General features: G+C 69.9%; 20 protein-coding genes. 6 read left to right on the forward strand and 14 right to left on the reverse strand.

What is annotated here, in order from left to right:
- The first annotated feature begins 300 nt into the window (after positions 1-300).
- Positions 301-1,668: a hypothetical protein gene (locus tag BM228_RS20630; protein WP_092043556.1), complete on the forward strand. Its 1,368-nt coding sequence runs from the start codon at positions 301-303 to the stop codon at positions 1,666-1,668.
- A gap of 341 nt (positions 1,669-2,009) precedes the next feature.
- Here BM228_RS20630 and BM228_RS20635 read toward each other — a convergent pair whose 3' ends face one another.
- The 11 genes from BM228_RS20635 to BM228_RS20685 all read right to left on the reverse strand — a co-directional run bounded on the left by BM228_RS20635 (position 2,010) and on the right by BM228_RS20685 (position 11,996).
- The gene (locus tag BM228_RS20635; RefSeq protein WP_092043558.1) at positions 2,010-2,279 is read right to left on the reverse strand and encodes a hypothetical protein; all 270 of its coding nucleotides are present in this window, start codon (positions 2,277-2,279) and stop codon (positions 2,010-2,012) included.
- Between the two features lie 241 nt (positions 2,280-2,520).
- Complete coding sequence (ssuD, locus tag BM228_RS20640; protein WP_092043559.1) at positions 2,521-3,696, reverse strand: FMNH2-dependent alkanesulfonate monooxygenase; 1,176 nt, start codon at positions 3,694-3,696, stop codon at positions 2,521-2,523.
- 168 nt (positions 3,697-3,864) lie between these two features.
- On the reverse strand, positions 3,865-4,719 hold the full coding sequence (locus BM228_RS20645; RefSeq protein WP_208612070.1) for an ATP-binding cassette domain-containing protein: 855 nt from the start codon (positions 4,717-4,719) through the stop codon (positions 3,865-3,867).
- The gene (gene ssuC / locus BM228_RS20650; RefSeq protein ID WP_092043657.1) at positions 4,719-5,501 is read right to left on the reverse strand and encodes an aliphatic sulfonate ABC transporter permease SsuC; all 783 of its coding nucleotides are present in this window, start codon (positions 5,499-5,501) and stop codon (positions 4,719-4,721) included. The genes BM228_RS20645 and ssuC overlap by 1 nt, the downstream gene beginning before the upstream one ends.
- Complete coding sequence (locus tag BM228_RS20655; RefSeq protein WP_092043561.1) at positions 5,501-6,502, reverse strand: sulfonate ABC transporter substrate-binding protein; 1,002 nt, start codon at positions 6,500-6,502, stop codon at positions 5,501-5,503. The genes ssuC and BM228_RS20655 overlap by 1 nt, the downstream gene beginning before the upstream one ends.
- 4 nt (positions 6,503-6,506) lie before the next feature.
- Positions 6,507-7,463, reverse strand: a complete 957-nt coding sequence (locus BM228_RS20660; RefSeq protein WP_092043562.1) for an aliphatic sulfonate ABC transporter substrate-binding protein — start codon at positions 7,461-7,463, stop codon at positions 6,507-6,509.
- 8 nt (positions 7,464-7,471) lie between these two features.
- Entirely contained in the window at positions 7,472-8,050 is a 579-nt protein-coding gene (gene msuE / locus BM228_RS20665) for an FMN reductase (RefSeq protein WP_092043564.1), read from the reverse strand.
- 525 nt (positions 8,051-8,575) lie between these two features.
- Positions 8,576-8,776: a hypothetical protein gene (locus BM228_RS20670; RefSeq protein ID WP_092043566.1), complete on the reverse strand. Its 201-nt coding sequence runs from the start codon at positions 8,774-8,776 to the stop codon at positions 8,576-8,578.
- A 625-nt stretch (positions 8,777-9,401) separates the two neighbouring features.
- Entirely contained in the window at positions 9,402-11,078 is a 1,677-nt protein-coding gene (locus tag BM228_RS20675; protein WP_092043567.1) for an FAD-dependent monooxygenase, read from the reverse strand.
- Positions 11,079-11,107: 29 nt separating this feature from the next.
- Positions 11,108-11,476 carry an antibiotic biosynthesis monooxygenase family protein gene (locus BM228_RS20680; protein ID WP_092043569.1) on the reverse strand — a complete coding sequence of 123 codons (369 nt, stop codon included), beginning with the start codon at positions 11,474-11,476 and terminating at the stop codon, positions 11,108-11,110.
- Between the two features lies 1 nt (position 11,477).
- Positions 11,478-11,996, reverse strand: a complete 519-nt coding sequence (locus BM228_RS20685; RefSeq protein ID WP_092043570.1) for a MarR family winged helix-turn-helix transcriptional regulator — start codon at positions 11,994-11,996, stop codon at positions 11,478-11,480.
- Positions 11,997-12,288: 292 nt separating this feature from the next.
- Between BM228_RS20685 and BM228_RS20690 the strand changes: the two genes are divergently transcribed.
- Complete coding sequence (locus BM228_RS20690) at positions 12,289-12,699, forward strand: hypothetical protein (RefSeq protein WP_092043572.1); 411 nt, start codon at positions 12,289-12,291, stop codon at positions 12,697-12,699.
- Between the two features lie 22 nt (positions 12,700-12,721).
- Here the strand turns inward: BM228_RS20690 and BM228_RS20695 are convergent, their stop codons facing one another.
- Together BM228_RS20695 and BM228_RS20700 are read right to left on the reverse strand one after the other, a co-directional pair.
- A complete protein-coding gene (locus BM228_RS20695) occupies positions 12,722-13,666 on the reverse strand; it encodes a LysR family transcriptional regulator (RefSeq protein ID WP_092043573.1) in 945 nt (314 codons plus the stop codon).
- Complete coding sequence (locus BM228_RS20700; RefSeq protein ID WP_092043658.1) at positions 13,663-14,313, reverse strand: TetR/AcrR family transcriptional regulator; 651 nt, start codon at positions 14,311-14,313, stop codon at positions 13,663-13,665. Before BM228_RS20700 ends, BM228_RS20695 begins: the two co-directional genes overlap by 4 nt.
- A gap of 170 nt (positions 14,314-14,483) precedes the next feature.
- On the opposite strand from BM228_RS20700, the gene BM228_RS20705 reads away from it, so the two are divergent.
- Entirely contained in the window at positions 14,484-15,641 is a 1,158-nt protein-coding gene (locus BM228_RS20705) for an NADH:flavin oxidoreductase/NADH oxidase (RefSeq protein WP_092043575.1), read from the forward strand.
- Between the two features lie 39 nt (positions 15,642-15,680).
- On the opposite strand, the gene BM228_RS20710 is transcribed toward BM228_RS20705, so the two are convergent.
- Positions 15,681-16,574 (reverse strand): LysR family transcriptional regulator, encoded by an 894-nt coding sequence (locus BM228_RS20710; protein WP_167367783.1) that lies wholly within the window; start codon positions 16,572-16,574, stop codon positions 15,681-15,683.
- Positions 16,575-16,690: 116 nt separating this feature from the next.
- On the opposite strand from BM228_RS20710, the gene BM228_RS20715 reads away from it, so the two are divergent.
- From BM228_RS20715 to BM228_RS20725, 3 genes are all read left to right on the forward strand, one after another.
- Complete coding sequence (locus BM228_RS20715; RefSeq protein WP_092043578.1) at positions 16,691-17,326, forward strand: NADPH-dependent F420 reductase; 636 nt, start codon at positions 16,691-16,693, stop codon at positions 17,324-17,326.
- 89 nt (positions 17,327-17,415) lie between these two features.
- A complete protein-coding gene (locus tag BM228_RS20720; protein WP_092043579.1) occupies positions 17,416-18,405 on the forward strand; it encodes a zinc-dependent alcohol dehydrogenase family protein in 990 nt (329 codons plus the stop codon).
- Between the two features lie 141 nt (positions 18,406-18,546).
- Entirely contained in the window at positions 18,547-20,289 is a 1,743-nt protein-coding gene (locus tag BM228_RS20725) for an FUSC family protein (protein WP_092043581.1), read from the forward strand.
- The last annotated feature ends 27 nt before the right edge of the window (positions 20,290-20,316 follow it).

Genomic DNA, 20,316 nt, shown 5'->3' on the forward strand with positions numbered 1-20,316 from the left:
ATGTGTTCCCGGCCGGTGCAGCAGATCCCTCGCCGCCGCGCGGGGAGGCGCCTGGCGGATCGACACGAATCAAGCTTGGCCGGCGCTCTTCTAACCCGATGGCAGCCCGGCACTTAAATTATCGTGCCGGCTGCAACGGCCGGACGACGCTTCTGTCCAGGTTTCAACCGGTCACGTCGAGTCCGGAACTCTGCGAGACGGCGGCCGCGGGGATCGTCTCCTGACGCGACTTGTCGCTTCTGCTGCCGGATTCCCCTCCCCCGCCTCATGCTCTAAGCCGGCCCCCCACAGGAGCCGCCGATGCCCGCCTCGACCCGCCTGCCTCGTCCGTTGCGCGCTGCGCTCCTGCTCGCCGGCCTCGCGGGGGCCGCGCAGGCCGAGGATGCCCCATCGATCGTCTGGCCCGAGCCCGGCGGCCGGGCGACGATCAGCCGGGCGTTCAAGGGATCGCCGATCACGGTGGGTGTCTCGTCCCGGACCGGCGGGGCGATCGACAGCCTGACCTGGGCCGGCACGCAGTTCATCAACGCTCACGACCACGGCCGCGAGCTGCAATCGGCGTCTTCGTATGACGGCTACGGCGAGTGCCTGAACCCCACCGAGGCGGGCAGCGATTCAGACGGCACGGGCCCCCGCAGCACGACTCGGCTGACCGAGCTCAAGGTCGGCCCCGACACGCTCCAGACCCGGGCGCAGATGGCCTACTGGATCGAGCCGGGGCGCGTCACCGGCAGCTGCCCAAAGGGACCCGGCCCCCATGCCGGGCCGCGTTCCGACGACGTCCTGGCCAAGACCGTCACCCTGGGCGCGGCGGGCGTGGCCAACGCCATTGCGTACCGCGCCACCTACATCACCGCGCAGGCCCACGAATCGGCGACCTTCGAGGCGGCGACCGCCTACATGCCGCCGGACTTCACGGCGTTCTGGAGCCTCGACCCGGCGACGGGCCAGTCCCAGCCGCTCTCCGCCGGGCCGGGCGAGCAGGCCGTGCCGGTGATCCTCGCCACCCCCGACGGCTCCCGTGCGATGGGCGTCTACAGCCCCGCCCTCCCCCAGCCGACGGTGCCGAATGCCGGTTACGGCCGGTTCGACTTCTCGACCTTGCCGGGCTCGGGCAACGCCACGGTGAAGTGGAACTGCGCCTTCCGGGAAAACAACGTCCCGGCGGGGGCGCACAGCTACACCTGCTACGTGGTGGTCGGCACCCTGCAGGATGTCCGAGCGGGCCTCGTCGCCCTGCGGGCGGCCCTGACCGGCGGCCGGCCGGCCCCCCTCCCCGCCATTCCGGCACCCGCGGCCGTGCGGGCTCCGGGTGTGGCGCTCTATGTCGGGACGCAACAGGGCTGCAACGCCGGCGAGGTCACGATCGACCCGGGCTACAAGGGCTGCGCCACGGCCCCGATCGGCGCGACCCTGGCGCAGCCATCCTCCCCCGCCGACGCGCCGGTCTATGCCGGCACCGCGGCCGGGCTCGATGCCGGCCTGGTCACCAACAACCCGCATCATCTCGACGCCGGCACGCGGCCGATCGGCTACCTCGCCGCCGCCGGCCCGGGCGGGACGCCGCTCTATGTCGGCCTGCAAGGTGGCTGCAATGCCGGGGTGGTCTCCACCAACCCGGCCCATCTCAATTGCCGCGCAGCCCCGCTGGGGCTCGCGGTGCGGTGAGGTCCTGGCACCGTGCCTGCTTCACCCGCACCGGTGGATGAAACGCGGCCCTTTCCCGGACGCCTGGAACGTCAGTGGAAGGTGATCCGGGATCCGGCAGAGCGAGCGCCGCGAAGCGGCACGATTGAGAAGCAACGTTGCTGCGTGCGGACGCTTCGCGCCATATGGCGCTGGGTCCCGAGTCGCATGCCGCTGGCGCTGCATGCGCCCGGGAAAGGGCGCCGCGGGCTGGCCGCGCTTCGCGATGCCAGCTTCTGTCGAGGGAATTCAGGATTCGGCTGGCCTAGAGCGCGCGAGCGATCACCGAGGCGGCAGCCCTCCTCATTCAGGGCGATGAAGCCTCAGCGCACTTCGCTGACGCGCTTGGTCGCCTTCTTCTCCTGCTTGTAGGCGGTGATCGCCGCGGAGCAGCCGGGCGACAGGTTCTTCATGTTCGCCTTGAAGCAGGCCTCGACTTCCGGGCCGCCGGGCGCGTAGGCGCTGCAATAATCCATGTAATCGCCGGTGCAGTGCTGCTTGAGCGCCTCGCGGGCCGGGGATTGCTCGGCCAGCGCCGCGGCCGGGCCGAGGCAGAGACCGAGGGTCAGGAGGACCGCCTTGGTCGAAGTCATGGATATCCTTGTCGATGACCAATGACCGCGCGAACAGGTCGTGCGGTGATGGACGCGGCGGATGAGCGCCAACGATGGCACCACCATGACGCCGGGATGGCGACTGTGCAGCCCGGCTATGTGTGCACGACAAGAAACCTGAGGGCGCAGCCGGTGCGCACCCAGGATTTTCCCGCGTCATCCCGGGATGACCGCGCCCCCGGCGGATGCGTGCACCCGCCGGGCGGTGAGGTCCGGCCGATCAGTGCGCGCCGACGCGCCGGGTGAGCACGATGTCGTTGGCGACGATCTCGCCGAACGGGCCGTCGTTGCGGGCGTTGCCCACCGGCCGGCCCGTGGTGGCGCGCAGGGGCAGTTTCGGGAAGACCAGTTCGGCGAAGCGGTAGGCTTCCTCGAGATGCGGGTAGCCCGAGAGGATGAAGCGGTCGATCCCAAGATCGATGTATTCCTTCATCCGGTCGGCGACCTGATCGGCCGAGCCGACCAGCGCCGTGCCGGCGCCGCCGCGCACCAGCCCGACCCCGGCCCAGAGGTTGGGCGAGACCACGAGCTTGTCGCGGTTGCCGCCGTGGAGCGCCATCATCCGGCTCTGGCCGACCGAATCCTGCCGCTTCAGGGTCTCCTGCGCCTTCGCGATGGTGGCGTCGTCGAGTTTCGAGATCAGCTTCTCTGCAGCGTCCCAGGCCTCGGCCTCGGTCTCCCGGGCGATCACGTGCAGGCGGATGCCGTAGGAGAATTCCTTGCCCTTGGCCTCCGCGGCCTGCCGGGCGGCGGCGATCTTCTCCGCGACCTGGGCCGGGGGCTCGCCCCAGGTGAGATAGACGTCGCAATGCTCGGCCGCGACTTCCATTCCGGCCGGCGAGGACCCGCCGAAATAGAGCGGCGGATACGGCTTCTGCACCGGCGGGAAGATCACCCGGCCGTTCTCGGCGCGCAGATGCTTGCCCTGGTAGGTCACAGTCTCGCCCGAGAGCAGGCCGCGCCAGATCGTCAGGAACTCGTCGGTGACGACGTAGCGCTCGTCATGGGACAGGAACACGCCGTCGCCGGCCAGCTCCACCGGGTCGCCGCCGGTGACGACGTTGATCAGGAGGCGTCCGTCCGAGATCCGGTCGAGGGTCGCGGTCATGCGGGCCGCCGCGGACGGCTCCATCAGGCCCGGCCGCACCGCCACCAGGAAGCGCAGCTGCTTGGTCAGCGGCGCCAGCGCCGAGGCGATGATCCAGGAATCCTCGCAGGAGCGCCCGGTCGGCAGCAGCACGCCGTAATAGCCGAGCTCGTCGGTGCCCTGGGCGATCTGCCGGAGGTAGTTGATCGAGACCTCGCGAGCCCCTTCCTGAGCGCCGAGATAGCGGCCGTCGCCGTGGGTCGGCAGGAACCAGAGGACGTCGGCGCGCCCATCATGCGTCGTGGTCATCGGGGTCTCCAGTGCGGTTGCGGGCCGGATGCGGAAAAGCCGGATCCGACTTCTCGCATCCGGCGATCATCAAGGGCTAGGGCATCGTCTTTTTCCGAAAGCCGGCAGCCACCTTTCGGGACGATGCTTTAGGGCAAGCCGCCGCTTCCGGGAAACGGCGGCCCGCCGTCAGTCGTCCTGCGGCGTGCCGAGCAGGTGATCGAGGATACGCCCTTCGAGGCGAGCCAGATCCGGATCCCCGCGCCGGCGCGGGCGCGGCACGTCGACCCGCAGGTCGAGGGCGATGCGCCCGGCCTCGACCACCAGGATGCGGTCGGCGAGCGCCACCGCCTCGGAGACGTCGTGGGTGACCAAGAGCGCGGTGAAGCCCTGCGCCAGCCAGATCCGCTCGATCAGGTCCTGCATGCCGATGCGAGTCAGCGCGTCGAGGGCGCCGAGGGGCTCGTCGAGCGCCAGCAGGCCCGGCCGGCCCACCAGCGCCCGGGCCAGCGCCACGCGCTGGCGCTGGCCGCCCGACAGGGTCGCAGGCCATTGCCCGGCCTTGTCGGACAAGCCGACCTCGGCCAGGGCCGCGAGCGCCTTGTCCCGGCGCTCGGCTCGGGAGCCCTGGCCGGACAGGCCGACCGTGACGTTGTCGACCACCCGGGCCCAGGGCAGCAGGCGCGGCTCCTGGAACATGATCCGCTTCGGTGCATCGCTCCGGCGCGGGCCGGTCTCGGGCCCTTCGAGGACGATCCGGCCGCCGGTGGGTGTCTCCAGCCCGAGGATCAGGCGCAGCAAGGTGCTCTTGCCGCAGCCGGAGCGGCCGACCACTGCGGTGAAGCCGCCGGCCGGCAGGTAGAGATCGAGCCCCTCGATGACGGCGTGGCCGTCGAAGCTCTTTCGGAGATCGCGGGCCGTCACGGCGATGCCGCGGCCGGCGGTTTCCGTCGGTCGAGGCGCCGGCGCGGGGTTCGCGTCCGCGACCCGGGTTTCCGGGACGAGATCGGTCGGGGCCTCGCGGCGAAGGGCGTCGAGCAGCATCAGGCGCTCCTGTAGGCGGGGTTCCAGGCGAGGCAGGCACGCTCGAGCTGGCGCGTCAGCGCGTCCGCGAGCTTGCCCAGGGCGGCGTAGATCAGGATCGCCAGCACCACGACATCAACCAGCATGAACTCGCGGGCCTGCATGGCCATGTAGCCGAGCCCCGAGGAGGCGGAGATCGTCTCGGCGACGATCAGCGTCAGCCACATGATGCCCAGCGCGTAGCGCAGGCCGACGAAGATCGACGGCAGGGCACCGGGCAGCACCACCTTGGTGAACAGCTCGGTCCGCGACATGCCGTAGACCCGGCCCATCTCCACCAGCGCCGGATCCACCGAGCGGATGCCGTGCAGGGTGTTGGCGTAGATCGGGAAGAACACGCCGAGCGCCACCAGGAACAGCTTGGCCTCCTCGCCGATGCCGAACCACAGGATCACCAACGGGATCAGCGACAGATGGGGCACGTTACGCACCATCTGCACCGAGGTGTCGGTCAGCCGCTCCGACAGGCGCGACAGGCCGTTGGCGAGACCGAGCGCGAAGCCGATGCCGCCGCCCACCGCGAAGCCCGACAGCGCCCGCAGGGTGCTGACCCAGAGGTTGGTCCAGAGCTCCCCGGTGCGCCCGGCATCCCAGCCGGCCCGGACCACGTCGAGCGGCGCCGGCATGAACCGGTTGGAGACGAGGCCGGCCGAGACCGCGGCCTGCCAGCCCAGCAGGATCGCCACCGGCAAGAGCCAGGGCACGGCGGTGTCGCGCAGGCGGCCGAGAGGGGTTGAGCGCATCATCGGTTCTCCGCCCGGCGTTCGGGCTGTGTCCAGACCGCGTCGGCCACGCGGATCGGCTTCGGCAGCAGGCCGAGGCCGTGGAAGGCGTCGGCCACCCGCTGCTGGTCGGCGATCGCCGCGGCATCCAGGGGCGTGACCCCGTAGGACAGACGATCGAGGGCGACGCGGAGCACGGGGGCTGGAATGCCTACGGAGGGTGCCAAGTCCGTCGCCACGGTCTCGGCATGGCCGGCCGCCCAGGTATCGACCTCTCCGATCGCCTTGAGCACAGCCGCGACCACCTCCGGGTTGGCATCGGTGAAGCCGCGCCGGGACAGGTAGAACTGGCGGTTGGGCGCGAGGCCCTGCGCATCCGCCAGCACCCGGGCGCCGGTGGCCCGCTCCGCGGCGGCGAGATACGGGTCCCAGATCGCCCAGGCGTCGACGGAGCCGCGCACGAAGGCGGCGTTGGCGTCCGCCGGGGCCAGGAAGGCGAACTTCACCGCATCGTAGGGTACGCCGGCCTGCTCCAGCGCCCGCACCACCAGGAAATGGACGTTCGAGCCCTTGTTGAGGGCGAGCGTCCGGCCGCGCAGGTCGGCGACGCTGCGCACCGGGCTGTCCTTCGGCACCAGGATCGCCTCACCCCGAGGGGCCGGCGGCTCGGTGGCGACGTAGCGCAGCTCCGCGCTCGCGGCCTGCGCGAAGATCGGCGGCGCTTCTCCGGCCGAGCCGAAATCGACCGCGCCGGCATTCAGGGCCTCCATCAGCGGCGGCCCGGACGGGAATTCCGACCACGCCACAGTGTAGCCCAGTGGCTGGAGCGCCTTCTCCAGGGTGCCGCGGCCCTTCAGCAGCACCAGGGAGCCATATTTCTGGTAGCCGACCCGCACGCTGCCGCCCGCCGCCCGGGCCGGGCGCAGGACGCTGGCCGCCGCGAGGCCGAGGCCCGCGGACAGGAGTTTTCGGCGGTGCGGGGCGAGCCCGGACGCAAGGGGGCGGGCGATGCGATCGGTCATGAGGTCAGCCGTTGCGGGCGGGGGCCGTCCAGACCGCGTCGGCGACGTGGACCGGCTTCGGGATCAGCTTCAGGGCGTAGAACCGATCGGCGATGGCCTGCTGCTCGGCGGTGATGCGGGCGGTCATCGGCCCGATCACGAAATCGGTGCGGTCCACCGCCCGGCGCGTGGCCGGCAGCGGTACGCCGGTGCCCTGCGACAGGAGCGCGGCAACGTCGCCGCGGTTCTGCCGGCACCAGGCCGCGACCTCGCCCAACGCGTCGATCGCCGCGACAAGCACCGGGCCGCGGGTCTCGGCGAAGGCCCGGCTCGCCAGGAGAAAATTGTTCTGCGGCGTGATGGCGGTGGCGAGGGCGAGCACCCGCACCCCGTCTGCCTCCTCGGCGACGGCGAGATACGGATCCCAGATCGTCCAGGCATCGACGCTGCCGCGGGCGAAGGCCGCCGCCGCGTCGGCCGGGGCCAGGGTCACCGGCTCGATATCGGCGTAACTCAGACCGCCCTTCTCCAGGGCCGCCACCGTGAGATTGTGGGCGCTCGACGCCTTGGCGAAGGCGACGCGCTTGCCCTTGAGGTCGGCGAGGCTGCGCACGGGCGAGCCCTTGGGCAGCAGGATCCCGGCCCCGGAGCCGCCGGCCTCCTGGGCCGCCGCGTAGACAAGGCTGGAGCGCGCCGCCTGGGCGAAGATCGGCGGCGAATCGCCGGTCAGCCCGACATCGATCCCGTCGAGGGACAGGGCCTCGAGCAGCGGCGGCCCGAACGAGAACTCGACCCAGCGCACCGTGTGGCCCAGGGGCTCCAAGCGCCGCTCGATGATCGCCTGCTGCTTGGCCACCACCAGGATGCCGTTCTTCTGGTAGCCGATGCGCAGCACGCCAGGCTCGGCTGCCCGGGCACCCCGGAGGCCCGGGACAGCCGCAGCCAGGAACGTCGCGGCCAGCAGGGTGCGGCGGTCGAGCATCGCCCGATTCACTCGGCGGCGGCGAGTTCGGCCGGGCCGGTCGCCGCGGCCGCCCGGTGCAGCAGCAGGGCGGAAAGCTGGGCGCCGGCCTCGGCGGCGCGGGCGCGCACCCCGGCCTCGGTCAGCACGCCGTCGCTGAAATCCGCGTCGGACGCGTAGACCGCGGTCGGGATTTGGAGCGCGCCGAAGAAGCCGAAGAGCGGCCGGAAGGCGTGCTCGACCACCAGGGCATGGCGGGCGCCGCCGCCGGTGGCCACGATGGCCACGGGCTTGCCGGCGAGCGCGTTCGGATCGACCAGATCGAACAGGTGCTTGAACAGGCCGGTATAGGCGCCCTTGTAGACCGGCGAGCCGACCACGAGCCCGTCCGCCTCCTCGATCGCGTCGAGCACCCTGCGGGCGGGCAGCGGCAGCTGGTCCCGGGTCCAGGCGGCCCCGAGGCCCGAGCCGGCATCGACGAAGTCGAAGATCCGCCCGTCGAACGCCGCTTGGGCGCAGGCCTCGTGCAGCACCGCATCGACCAGCGTGCGGGTCTTGGACGGGCGTTGGACGTTCGCGCTCAGTCCGACGAGTCTCGGTCGTGTCATTGCAGAAGCCTTACGACAATGCCGGGCCGCCCTGCTCGGTGAGGAGCGGCAGACGCGCGACCGGATATCCGAATAGGCCGCTAGAATTGCTGCTTGCGCTGCACAACGTCAATGAAACGGCTTTCCCAATTCGTCACGAATAGAAAAATGTTCTCCTCAGAATTGCCGATTGAGAGTGTAATTTCATCTCACGTTCCGGAGGATCGGCTTGCAGATTGCAGCTCGGCGGACCGGGAGATCCGGTTCCGGCGCAGGTTTTATCTAATCAACGACAACAAGATGGAATATAATTGCTCTTGAAACGGTCTCGGAAGAATAATGTTGCTGTCGGAGCGCGGGCTCCGCTGGCGTGACCGTGTTGATCGTGAGGAGCAGCCCTGCCGCGCGATCGGGGGACGGTCCGGCCTCACATCTGATTCCGCGTGAAGGCACGAAAAAGGGCCAGCCGTGGCGGCTGGCCCTGAGTCATTCGACAGCTCGATGGCCTGGTTTTCGCGCGCCCGTCGCCGAAGCGTGCGCCTGGGCTTATTCGGCCGCGGTCATCTCGGCGGTGAAGTGACCGCACCAGTCGTTGGCGGTCACGACCGGCCAAAGACCCTTGGACTCCGGAGCCGGCTGGCTCACCGGCGGGTTGAACCGGCACAGGCCGGCATCGCCCTGGGCGCTCGCGCCGTTGCCCTTATGCTCGTCAAAGAACTTGCAGCTCTCGCAATGTGCGCTGGCCATGTCTCTATGCTCCCGTGTCGGTTCGGCGGTGTGCCGTTCTCTCTTACGAATTAGAACAACTACAATCTGCCAGTCAACCGATGACCGGGCGCGCGGTTCCATGCCGGGACCCGCTGCAACGACCATGGAAATTTTTCAGTAGGCCCTGGCCATCTGTCAGCAATGCGAAGGGATAGGTGTCAGTTCGTATTCTGATGGAGGTACAGCAGTGTGACCGCCCCCCAGGTCACCTCGCCCGCGCCCAAGGCGCACCCGGGGTCCTTCGCACGGGTCAGGTGAAGCCGTAGCCACGTCGGCGTCCAACGGCACTCCGGACAAAGTTTTGAGAATGCAGCGAGAGCGACGCTGCGAACCCAGCGATCAAAATCACTAACATGATAGCCCTGCTGCATCCGTCCGCAGCGGTGGGTAGCTGATTGATAGGCGCTCCAATGATCCGCATTCGGACTTCAAAGTTCCGCACCGGATAAACCTAGAGTAAATCAGGGCTGCCGCTCCGTAACAGCAGCCCTGATCGGTCCGGCTGCGTGTCGACCGAATTCGTCAGTTCAAACTGCCGACGCTCGCGCCTGCCTTCCGCGGTACCTTCCCTTCTCCGGGGCCGCGAAGGTCACCAGCATCGAGATCACGCCGTGGGCTTGCTCGCGCTGGCGAAGATCCTTCGGCAGTACGCAGCCAAGCGCTCCGGCCGGTCGGCCGCGTCACGATAGGCGATATGCCCGTCGGGTCGAACGAGGACACTCGACGGCTGGCCTTCCAGGCCGTAGGCGCCGTGCGCCTTGCCGTCGAGGTCCGACAGCACCGGCGCCCCTCCCGCCTCGAAAGCAGGACCCGCCAAGACGAGCCGGGGGCGCACCCAGCCCCACGGGGCGACGGCCTCGATGACGGCGCGCAGCGAAGCGCCGGCTTCCGGGGACCGCCCGTCGAAGCACAGCAACGCCCAGCCCGTCGTCACGCCGTCCGGGTTGTAGATGAACGGGAACAGCGACGTCGTCTCACAGTCAACGGTCACCTCGGCCTCCGGAGCCCGCTCGCCGGCCTTCGGTCCGCGCTGGAGGAGATGCGTCACACCCGAGAGATGGTCCTCGTTGAGCGGGCTCTTCGGGTAGCTGACCGAGAGCTGCTGCAGGTCGTCCGTGCCCTGGAGCAGGGCGCCAATGCCCGGCACCACCTTCGCGGCCAATCCGAGGGCCGCATCCGTCACGGGTCCCCGGTAGACGGTCCGGCGGAAGCCCTTCGCCTGCTGCTCGCTGAGCCTGGCGTGCTCGCCGCCGCGCTCGGCATCGTAGGAATTGAGCAACGCCGGAGCCGCCTCGCCCCGCAGGGTCATCGCCAGCCGCCACGCGATCTCGACGGCATCGTGCAAGCCGGCGTTCATACCCTGGCCGCCGATGGGCAGGGACAGGTGCCCGGCATCGCCGGCCAGGAACACCCGGCCGCGAGCGTATCCCGGCGACACACCGTACTGGAAGCGGCTGTGGGTCAGCCATTGCGGGTCGGTCAGCGTCAGGGTCTCGTCGCCCGTGACCTCGCGGGCCACCGCCTGGATCTCGTCCAGCGTCGGATCGCGGTCCGGCACCCCCGTGTCGTCGGCCAGGAAGAACAGCCGGTGATAGCCGCCCCACACCGGCATCACGCCGCAGAAGCCGCGCTCGTAATAGAAGAACCAGAGCTGGTCGGGCTCAAGCGAACGCCGCCAGGACAGCTTGGCGTCGACCTGTCGGTTCATCCGGCCCTCGAACCGTTCGGGCTCGAAGCTCAGGCCCAACCGGTCGCGCACCGTGCTCTTGGCGCCGTCGGCGGCGACGAGGTAGCGGCAGCGCAGGCGCTCCTCAGGCCCGTCGTCCCCGCGCCTCACCGTGACGGTCACGCCATCGCCGTCCTGGGCGACGGCCATGACCTTGCCGCCGCGCTGCATCCGTCCGCCGCGCCCTTCGTAGGTTTCGATCAAGGTCGTCTCGATGACGTCCTGCCCGCTGTAGAGAACCTGCGGGTGGGGACTGGTGACGTCGTCGATCCGGATCGGCGTCGTCGGCGTGCCGTTCATGAAGAAGTTCACCAACCGGACCGGGTAGGCACGCTCCGCGATGGCGTCGCGCAGCCCGATGGAGGCCAGGAGTTCCTGCGGCCGCGCCCACAGGTTGTTGGCGCGGGAATACGCCCGGACCTCCATCCGCTCCTCCAGGATCAGGCAATCGACCCCGTGGTGACGCATTGCGCACCCCGTGGTCAGGCCGACGGGTCCGGCGCCGACGACGATGACCTCGGCGTCGAAGGGCTTGCTGGTTGCTTCAGATGGCATGGAAGCCTCGGGCTGGAGAACGGATGGGCTCACGCCGCGCAGATGCCAGGCACGTCCACCTTCCGGAACAGGTGCGGGCTCACCGTCGCGGTCTCGGGGTAGTCCGACAGGCGGGCGCGGAACTCCGGGTTGGTGAAGGCGGCCCGGAAGTCAGAGACGCTGTCCCAGACGGCGTAGTTCAGGAACACGCCGCTGCCGGCGATGCCGCGGTGCAGCTGGGTCGATACGAACCCGGGCTGCCGCTTCATGACCTCGGCGTCGGCCGTCCAGGCGGAGAGCAGCCGGTCGGCATCGGCGGGCCGGGCCACGAAGGTGTTGATCAGGACGACCGCGCCGCCCTCGTCCTTCAGTTGGTCCGCCAAGGTGACTGTCTGGTCCATCTCGATGAACTTGGGCATTTCAGGCTCCTTGCGTCTGGGTTCGGGTTCCGATGGCGGCCGCCGGCTCGGACCTTTCGATCCGTTCCCGCATCTCGCGCAGCAGGGTGCTGGCGGCTTCGAACGCCTCGGGCGATAGGCCGGCGGCGAGGGTATCGGTCCAGCGCTCCTGCCGCTCGATGGCGACGCGATAGGCGGCCTCACCGCGCTCCGTCGCCACGACCAGCATGGCCCGCCGGTGATGGGGGTTCGGCTCCAGGCGGACGAGGCCGTCCGCCCGCATCTCGTCGACCAAGCGCTGCACTGCCTGCCGCGTCAGGCCCATGTTGCGGGCGATATGGGCGACCGGCAGCGGCACGGGCGAGAGCGCGATGGCTCCCAACACCTGCCACCGGGCGCTCGTCAGACCGAGATCGCCGACGAGCGTGTCACCGGCGGCTAGCAGTTCGCCGTTGATGCGGAAGACTTCGATGACGAGGCCGGACCAAGCCCCGCGAAGGTGTGCCTGCGCCGACGCAGCGACCTGTTTCTTGGTGCTCATGAGGGACAACCTAACCCTCCGACCAAGTTCGTCAAGATGACAATATGCTGTCATATTGGGGATGCGGACGGCCGGTCTCGCGAGCCTGCGACATCCTCGTGGGAGGTGTACCGAGCGGTTTTCGAGAAGTGGCTGACCGTCTCGCCGAAGCGAAGCTAAAAGCCGTCGACCATTCCGACATTGACGATGTCAATGAGCACTATCAATCCCAACTGTTTGCTCAATGCCCGCACGGTCCGCATCTTCACCTCACCGAACGACGGGACTGCCCGCCGCCCAAGAGGATCGAACGATGACCCACCGCATCCGCACCTTCGCAACCGCCGCCAGCCTCACGCTTTTGGCGCTCGCCCCCGCAGCCGCCGCCGAGGTGGCCTCCAGCTTCAGCGTGCCCGCCGTCATCGGCGCGGCGTACCACGCGCCCGGAGTGGCGCTGAACGCCTCCGATGTCCGCAAGCAGGGAGGTCTCCTGGTGCCTTCCGCCACCCGGTGGGTCCAGGCCCGCGGGGAGACGAAGTCCGTCGAACCGTTCAAGGCGCCGGGCGTGATCACCGTGGCGTACCGCGAGCCGCGCATCGCCTCGGACGCCTACGGCGTGCTTCGCCAGGGCGGCTTCGCGACCGCGGGTGTGGTTCGGTGGCTGCCGACCGCCCCCGCCACCGCCGAGGCCGACGCGGGGAACGTCAGGCTCGGCTCCCTCTGATAACGGGCGCTGGCGACCCGCCTCACAGGGCATCGGCCAGATCCTGCGCGGCCTCGCGCCCGAGGCGCACCATGACCTCACGCAGCCACCGATGCGCGGGGTCGTGGTCGTAGGAGGAATGCCAGACCATTGAGATGGTGTCAGCGTCGAGGGGCACCGGCACCGGGCTGGTGGCGAGGCCGAGCTGCGCGGCGAAGCCGAGGGCGAGCGCATCGACCATCGTGGTGATGACCGGCGCGGCCAGGACATGGAAGGCGACGGTCGTGAACCGCGGCGTGGTCGCGGCCATCCTGCGCCGCTTGCCGATGGCGGCCAGGGCGATGTCGACCACCCCGTGATCCGCGCCGGTTATGCTCGTCATGATGTGCGGGAAGCGCAGGTAATCGTCGAGCGAGAGCGGCGGCGCGACCCCGAGCAGGTCCGGGTTGAACAGGCACAGGTAGCCGAAGCGGTAGAGGGCGCGGACCTTGTGATGCGACTGGCCCTCCGTCAGGACCCCGACCGCCAGGTCGACTTGGTCCGCATCGAGCTCCCCCAGCACGCTGCCGTAGTCGAGGGCGCGCAGCCTGAGGCTGATGCCGGGCGCCTCGCGTCCCAGGAGGGCCAGCAACCGGGGGATGAGATACGCCTCGACGCTGCCCGGCACCGCGAGGGTGAAACCGCGCTCGACCGTGGCAGGATCGAAGGAATCCTCGCGGAGGACGATGCACTGGAACTGGCGGACCGCCGACCGGACGGGCTCGACCAGGGCGACCGCCCGCGGGGTCAGCCGCATGCCGTCCGGGGCCCGCGTCAGCAACTCGTCGCCGAGCAGCTTCCTCAGTCGGCCGAGGCTGCTGCTCATCGCCGACTGGCCGACGTTCAGGTGGCCCGCCGCACGGGTGACGCTGCGCTCGGTCAGGAGCGCGTCGAGGGCCACCAGCAGGTTGAGGTCGATCCCGGCGAGGTCGCGATGCTTGACCGTCATGGTCGCCCGCGCCCATCGGCAGGGGCGCCCGAGCCGGCATGCGGCAACAGCGCGAGGGACGACTCGGCGATGCGCTCAAGCTCCGCCCGCGCGGCACCGTCCCGCGCCTGGACCGACAGGCCCTGCAGCAGCGTGTTGAAGGTCGAGGCCAGCGTCGCGACGTCGGTCCCGAGCGGCAGGTCACCGGCGTCGAGGGCCCGCTCGAAGCGCTTGCGGAAGTTGGTTCGGCTGACCTCCCGCAACGCCCTCAAGGCCTCGTGGACGTCCTGTGCCTCGGGCGAGACGTTCGCCGTGCCCAGGACGACCATGCAGCCGCAGGGCGCATCGAGGGAGGTCAACACGGCGGCCGCCTCGGTCATGAACCTCCCCACCGCGACGCGAAGGTCCGGCTCCTCGTCGAGGAGCCTCCAGGGAGCCGCCCAATAGGTGGTCTCGTAATGCTCGACCGCCTCCATGAAGAGGGAGGCCTTGTTGCCGAAGGCCGCATAGAGGCTCGGCGGATTGATCCCCATGGCGGAGCAGAGCTCGCCCATGGTCGCCGGCTCGTAGCCACGCTTCCAGAACACCTCCAGTGCGCTGTGCAGGGCCTGGGCCCGGTCGAAGGTGCGCGGCCGTCCCTTGCTCCTGTGCGGCGTGATCGCGGTCATCGCATCCTCGGTGTGCTGGCGCACATGAGCCCTCGGACGGGCCCGCTGCGGGTTGACGGCGTGTAACGCCCGTTACAGATATAGCGTCCTTAACGACCGTTACAATAATCGATTCCGAGACGATGTCAGCGTCGTGACCACCGGTCCGGCGCAACGGAGACCCTTGCCCGATGGCCAAGCTTTTCGAGCCCGTGACCCTGCGCGACGTGAACCTGCGCAACCGCCTCGCCGTCCCGCCCATGTGCCAGTACCAGGCCGAAGACGGGTTCGTGACGACCTACCATACCGTGCACTACGGAAAGCTCGCGCTCGGCGGCTTCGGCCTCGTCATCGTCGAGGCGACCGCCGTCTCGCCGGAGGCGCGCATCACCCACGGTGACGTGGGCCTCTGGCGGGACGAGCAGGTCGAGGGGCTTGCCGGCATAGCCGCCTTCATGAAGGCGCAGGGTGCGGTACCCGGCATCCAGCTCGCCCATGCCGGTCCGAAGGCCAGCATGCAGCGCCCCTACCACGGCGACGGTCCCCTGAACGATGCCGACATCGCGCGCGGCGACCGGCCCTGGGCCATCGTGTCCGCCAGCGCCCAGGCCGTCGACCAGGGCTGGCTGGTCCCGGAGGCGCTCGACGCCGCCGGCATCGAGAAGGTGAAGGCGGACTTCGCCGCAGCCGCCCGGCGCGCCCTGAAGGCCGGCTTCGAGGTCGTGGAGCTGCACTGCGCCCACGGCTACCTGCTGAACTCCTTCCTCTCGCCGCTGACCAACCACCGCACGGACGCCTACGGCGGGAGCCGCGAGAACCGCTTCCGGCTGCCGCTGGAGATCGCCCGGGAACTGCGCGCGATCTGGCCGGTCGACAAGCCGTTGTTCGTGCGCGTCTCGGCGGTCGACGGCTTGAAGACCGGCGTGACCATCGAGGACACGGTCGCCTTCGCCGAGGCCCTGAAGGCGGTCGGCGTCGACGTGGTCGACGTCTCCTCGGGAGGCGTCGGCACCACCTACGAGCACCCGAGCGGCTACGGCCACCAGGTGCCCTACGCCGAACGGGTCAGGCGTGACACCGGCCTCAAGACCATGGCGGTCGGCCTGATCGTCGACCCGTTCCAGGCCGAGCAGGTCGTGGCCGAGGGGCATGCCGACCTCGTCGCCATCGGCCGCGAGGCGCTGCGCAACCCGAACTTCGCGCTCGACGCCGAGCAGGCGCTCGGGGCCGCCCCGCAGGATGCGCCGTACGAGAGCTGGGTGCCCCAACTCGGCTGGTGGCTGAACGGGCGCGAACGGAAGCTCCGCCGGCTCGGCGCCTGGTCGAACGGCGAGGACGTTGCGGCTTGAGCCTCCGGGCAGGGACGCACCGTGACGGCTGCCCCCGCCTCAGGACCCGCGTTCACGGCTGAACCGGGCCGTCGTGAAGTCGAGGAACGAGCGGAGCTTCGGCGTGATGCGGCGGTCCGGCGCGTACAGGATGTGGAGGGGCCGTTCCGAGCGCCATTCCGCCAGGACGCGGACCAGTCGGCCGGATGCGAGGTCGTCCGCGAGGAGCTCCTCGGCATGATGGATCACGCCCATCCCGGCCAAGGCTGCCTGCCGCAGGGCGTGGCCGCTGTTGGCGGAGAACCGCGACCCGATGGGCACGACGACCTCGCCCTCCTCGTCGTGGAACGTCCAGCGTTCCTCCAGCGCCGAGCCGGAGAAGCCGAGGCATGCATGCCGTGCGAGGTCGCTCGGGTGCCGCGGCCGCCCGTGCCGCTCCAGGTAAGCCGGAGACGCGCACGGGATCAGGTTCAGGGGACGCAGGCCCCGCGCGATCAGGCTGCTGTCTTGCAGCGGGCCTGCGCGGAACACGCAGTCGTAGCCCTCGTCGATCAGGTCCACCACACGGTCGCTGAGGGTGAGCCGTACCGTGACCTCGGGGTTCTCAGCCATGTACGCGGGAAGCAGCGGCGACAGACTGTAGGTGCCGAACGAGACCGGCGCGTTGATCCGCAACTCGCCCCGTGGCCTCACCCGGCTGTCGGCCGCGATGGCTTCGGCCGCCTCCAGTTCCGCCAGCACGATGCGCGTGCGTTCGAGGAAGTCGCGCCCGGCGTCGGTCAGGCTCTGCCTACGGGTTGTCCGGTTCAGCAGGCGCACACCCAGGTGCTCCTCCAATTGCCGGACGTGCTTGCCGACCATCGCCGCGGAGATGTCCGCGGCGTCCGCAGCCGCCGCGAACGAGCCGAGGTCGGCGACCTTGGCGAACACCTCCATGCTGGTGAGACGGTCCATATTCCTGACCATTGGTTGCGAGTGTCGCGATCAAACCGCGATTTATCACGGACAGGACGAAGTCCATACCTCCCGTCGAGGCCGGCGGCGCCGGCTCGCGAACGAGGAGAGCAGTCATGACCGTCGCAGTCATCGGAACCGGGAACATGGGTGCCGGCATCGCCCGGCTGCTGGCCTCGAAAGGCGAACGGGTCGTCATCGGGTCGCGCGACCCGGCCAAGGCGGCGAAGCTCGCCGAGGAGATCGGGGCGGGCGCCGAGGGCGGCGGCATCGCCGCGGCCGCCAAGCTCGCCGACGTGGTGATCTTCGCGGTGAACTACCCACAGGCGGGCGAGGCGGTCCGCGAGGCCGGCGGCTTCGCCGGCAAGGTGCTCGTCGACATCTCGAACCCCATCACCGAGGACTTCAAGGACCTGCGCGTCGGGCACACCACCTCGGCCGCCGAGGAGCTCCAGAAGCTCGCGCCCGAGGCGAAGGTGGTGAAGGCGTTCAACACGATCTTCGCGCAGTTGCTGCCGGCGGAGGCGCGCGAGGGCCGCGACCCTGTGCAGGTCTTCGTCGCCGGCGACGACGAGGCCGCCAAGAAGACGGTGTCCGACCTCGTCGCCAAGGGCGGGTTCCAGCCCATCGAGTCGGGCCCCCTGAGCAACGCCCGGTTCCTTGAGCCGCTGGGCGAGATCAACATCCACTTCGGCTTCTTCCTGGGCTGGGGCACGAGCGCCGCCCCCGCGTGGATCAAGGCCGCCGCCTGAAGGCTCCCGTCCAGACGTCCTCCCGCCGGGCATCCCAGGCGGGAGGTTTCCGCGCCCTTCCCGGGCGCACGCAATCGAGGAGAACGACCATGAGCCGCATCGTACGCTTCCACGAGACCGGCGGTCCCGAGGTCCTCAAGGTCGAGGACGTCGTGGTCCCCGCGCCCAAGGCCGGCGAGGTCCAGATCCGGGTGAAGGCCATGGGCCTGAACCGGGCCGAGGTCATGTTCCGGACCGGCCAGTACGTCACCCAGCCGCGCTTCCCGGCCATCCTCGGCTACGAGGCGGCGGGTACGGTGGAAGCGGTTGGGCCGGACGTCACCGGCTTCGCCGTCGGCGACGCGGTGAGCGTCGTGCCCTGCTTCATGCTCGGCGACTACGGCCTACATGGCGAGCTCGTGAACGCCCCGGCCTTCGGCGTGGTGAAGCACCCGGAGAACCTGTCCTGGGAGGAGGCGGCCGCGACCTGGATGATGTTCGTGACCGCCTACGGCGCGCTCGTCGACATCGCGAACGTCCAGGCCGGCCAGACGGTGTTGATCCGCGCCGCCTCCAGCAGCGTGGGCCTGGCAGCCATCCAGATCGTCAACGCGCTCGGCGCCGTCCCTGTTGCCCTGACCCGCCGCAGCAGCAAGCGCGACGAACTCCTGAAGCACGGGGCCGCCCACGTCATCGCCACCGAGGAGCAGGACCTCGTGGCCGAGGTGAACCGCATCACCGACGGCAAGGGCGCCAACGTCGCCTTCGACCCGGTCGGCGGACCGGAGGTCGCCAAGATCCTCGACGCGCTCGGCTACCTCGGCATCTTCTTCCAGTACGGCGCCCTCGACACGACGCCGTTGGCGGTCCCGGTCATGCCGCTGCTCGGCAAGGACCTGACGGTGCGCGGCTACCAGCTCTTCGAAATCACCAAGGACCCGGCGCGCTTGGAGAGGGCCAAGGACTACATCGTGAAGGGGCTTGCCTCGGGCGCGCTGAAGCCGGTGGTCGCCAAGACCTTCACGCTCGACCAGATCGTCGAGGCGCACCGCTTCATGGAGAGCAACGAGCAGGTCGGCAAGATCGTCGTCACCGCCTAAGCGGGAGGCGCCGAGGGGACAGGCCCGGCGGGATGCGCATGGGCCGCCCCGCGTCCGCTTCATAGGTCGACCGGACGCGAGCGGATACGGACGACATCGGCGACTTCGCCCCGGTCCCGGGGTCCAGGGTAAACACCGACCATGCTCCCGACCGGCCTCCGGAGTTTCCTGGAGCGCGACCCGCCGCGCCTGCGGTTCGGCCTCGCCACGGCGGCCGCGGCGTGGCTCGCCATCGTCCTAGCGGCTGCGCTCGACCTGCCGAACGGGCACTGGGCCGGCGTGACCGTGCTCACGGTCTCGCAGCCGACCCGAGGGCTGCTCTTCGAGAAGTGCCTCTGGCGCCTCGTCGGCACGACCGCGGGCGCGCTGGTCGGCATCGGCCTGCTCGCCGCCTTCGCGACCCACCCGGCGGCGGCGCTCGTCGGCTTGACGGCTTGGCTTGCGTGCTGCGCGGGCATGTCCGCCCTCGTCCGGCACTTCCGCAGCTACGGGGCGGTGCTGGCCGGCTATACCTGTGCCATCGTCGCCCTGATCGACTTCGACCATCCGGCCTTGGTCCAGCACATCGCCTTCGGTCGCATCGCCTGCACCGTCATCGGCGTTCTCGCGGCCACCGCCGTCACCGGCCTGCTGATGCCGCCCTCGGGTCGGCGCTCGCTCCTCGACCGCGCACGGCAGTCGGGCGCCGAGCTTCTGGAGCGCTGCTCAGGTCTGCTCACGGGTTCCCTGGGCGCAGCGGACCAGGGCGCGCTGCTGGCCGTCGTAGCCCGGCTCGGCGACCTCGACGCGGAGGCCGACGAAGTCCTCGACGGCGCTCCGGGCGCCCGCTGGCGCAAGCGACGCCTGCGCAACCTCCTGGCCTCGCTCCTCCTCGTGGCCTCGCGCACCCGGGCGCTCGCGCGGTCCGACGATCCGGTACAGGCGCAGGCGCCGCCGGAACTGAAAGCCCTCCTGGATCAAGCCGCCCTCCGATTCCGGTATAAGGACTCTCCCGGGTCGACCCCTCTCGCGTCCGCCGATGGCCGACCAGCCGTGGCCGGCCCCCTCGCCGACACCCGAGCCGCCCTGACCGCGGCCCTCGCGGATCTCCGGGACCTTGAGCGGGCGCCGGTCGTGGGGAATGGACCCGCCCGCCTCGAAACGCCCTTGGATTGGCAGGGGGCGGTGCGTGCCGCGACCCGGACGGCACTGTGCGTCTTGCCCATGGGCCTCGCGTGGCTCGTGACCGGCTGGGCCGCCGGCTCGCTCATGCTGCTGGGCACCTGCGTGTTCGTGACCTTGCTCTCGGCGAACGAGCTCGGGGCCGCGATGATCCGACGGATCGTGCTCGGCGTGCTTGCGGGCATCGGCCTCGCCCTGGCGTTCCGCGCGTTCGTGCTGCCGCACCCGGCCGGTCTGACGGTTCTCCTCCTCGCCCTCGTGCCGGTCCTCTGCGTCACGGCGGCCGGGCTCACCTTCAGGCTGACGGCGGTGAGCACCGTCGAGTTCAACAACTTCTTCCTCATGATGAGCCAGCCGACGCATCTGACGCCCCTCGGCCCGCCTCTGGCGCATCAGGGCCTCGCCATGCTCGTCGGCATCGGGGTAGCCGCCCTGGCACTCCATCTCGTCATGCCGCTGGACATCGAGCGAAGGAAGCGGCGCTTGCGCCAGGCGCTCGCGGGCGACTTGGCCGAACTCGCCGGAGGCGCATCGGGCAAGCGGCGCGCGAATTGGGAAGCACGCACCCTTTCGCGAGGCCTGCGACTGCTCGCCGGACCGGGACGGCGTGACCGGGCCGCGGACGCGGAGGACGTCCTCGACATGCTCGAACGTGGGCGGACACTACGTGCCCCGTCGGACGCGTTAGAGGGGCGCGACCCCTCTGTTCGAAGCGTCGCCTAGTTACCCATATCGAGATGCCGTGAGCCG

This window comes from Methylobacterium pseudosasicola (assembly GCF_900114535.1).
In the GTDB taxonomy this organism is placed as follows: domain Bacteria; phylum Pseudomonadota; class Alphaproteobacteria; order Rhizobiales; family Beijerinckiaceae; genus Methylobacterium; species Methylobacterium pseudosasicola.

What these genes read in the sequence shown, in the direction of transcription:
- BM228_RS20685 (WP_092043570.1), bottom strand. Translation starts at nt 11,996, where the DNA reads ATGAGCACCAAGAAACAGGTCGCTGCGTCGGCGCAGGCACACCTTCGC.
- BM228_RS20700 (WP_092043658.1), bottom strand. Translation starts at nt 14,313, where the DNA reads ATGACCGCGATCACGCCGCACAGGAGCAAGGGACGGCCGCGCACCTTC.
- msuE (WP_092043564.1), bottom strand. Translation starts at nt 8,050, where the DNA reads ATGACACGACCGAGACTCGTCGGACTGAGCGCGAACGTCCAACGCCCG.
- BM228_RS20715 (WP_092043578.1), top strand. Translation starts at nt 16,691, where the DNA reads ATGACCGTCGCAGTCATCGGAACCGGGAACATGGGTGCCGGCATCGCC.
- BM228_RS20655 (WP_092043561.1), bottom strand. Translation starts at nt 6,502, where the DNA reads ATGACCGATCGCATCGCCCGCCCCCTTGCGTCCGGGCTCGCCCCGCAC.
- BM228_RS20690 (WP_092043572.1), top strand. Translation starts at nt 12,289, where the DNA reads ATGACCCACCGCATCCGCACCTTCGCAACCGCCGCCAGCCTCACGCTT.
- BM228_RS20695 (WP_092043573.1), bottom strand. Translation starts at nt 13,666, where the DNA reads ATGACGGTCAAGCATCGCGACCTCGCCGGGATCGACCTCAACCTGCTG.
- ssuC (WP_092043657.1), bottom strand. Translation starts at nt 5,501, where the DNA reads ATGCGCTCAACCCCTCTCGGCCGCCTGCGCGACACCGCCGTGCCCTGG.
- BM228_RS20705 (WP_092043575.1), top strand. Translation starts at nt 14,484, where the DNA reads ATGGCCAAGCTTTTCGAGCCCGTGACCCTGCGCGACGTGAACCTGCGC.
- BM228_RS20645 (WP_208612070.1), bottom strand. Translation starts at nt 4,719, where the DNA reads ATGCTGCTCGACGCCCTTCGCCGCGAGGCCCCGACCGATCTCGTCCCG.
- BM228_RS20710 (WP_167367783.1), bottom strand. Translation starts at nt 16,574, where the DNA reads ATGGACCGTCTCACCAGCATGGAGGTGTTCGCCAAGGTCGCCGACCTC.
- BM228_RS20725 (WP_092043581.1), top strand. Translation starts at nt 18,547, where the DNA reads ATGCTCCCGACCGGCCTCCGGAGTTTCCTGGAGCGCGACCCGCCGCGC.
- BM228_RS20630 (WP_092043556.1), top strand. Translation starts at nt 301, where the DNA reads ATGCCCGCCTCGACCCGCCTGCCTCGTCCGTTGCGCGCTGCGCTCCTG.
- BM228_RS20675 (WP_092043567.1), bottom strand. Translation starts at nt 11,078, where the DNA reads ATGCCATCTGAAGCAACCAGCAAGCCCTTCGACGCCGAGGTCATCGTC.
- BM228_RS20720 (WP_092043579.1), top strand. Translation starts at nt 17,416, where the DNA reads ATGAGCCGCATCGTACGCTTCCACGAGACCGGCGGTCCCGAGGTCCTC.
- BM228_RS20660 (WP_092043562.1), bottom strand. Translation starts at nt 7,463, where the DNA reads ATGCTCGACCGCCGCACCCTGCTGGCCGCGACGTTCCTGGCTGCGGCT.
- BM228_RS20680 (WP_092043569.1), bottom strand. Translation starts at nt 11,476, where the DNA reads ATGCCCAAGTTCATCGAGATGGACCAGACAGTCACCTTGGCGGACCAA.
- BM228_RS20670 (WP_092043566.1), bottom strand. Translation starts at nt 8,776, where the DNA reads ATGGCCAGCGCACATTGCGAGAGCTGCAAGTTCTTTGACGAGCATAAG.
- ssuD (WP_092043559.1), bottom strand. Translation starts at nt 3,696, where the DNA reads ATGACCACGACGCATGATGGGCGCGCCGACGTCCTCTGGTTCCTGCCG.
- BM228_RS20635 (WP_092043558.1), bottom strand. Translation starts at nt 2,279, where the DNA reads ATGACTTCGACCAAGGCGGTCCTCCTGACCCTCGGTCTCTGCCTCGGC.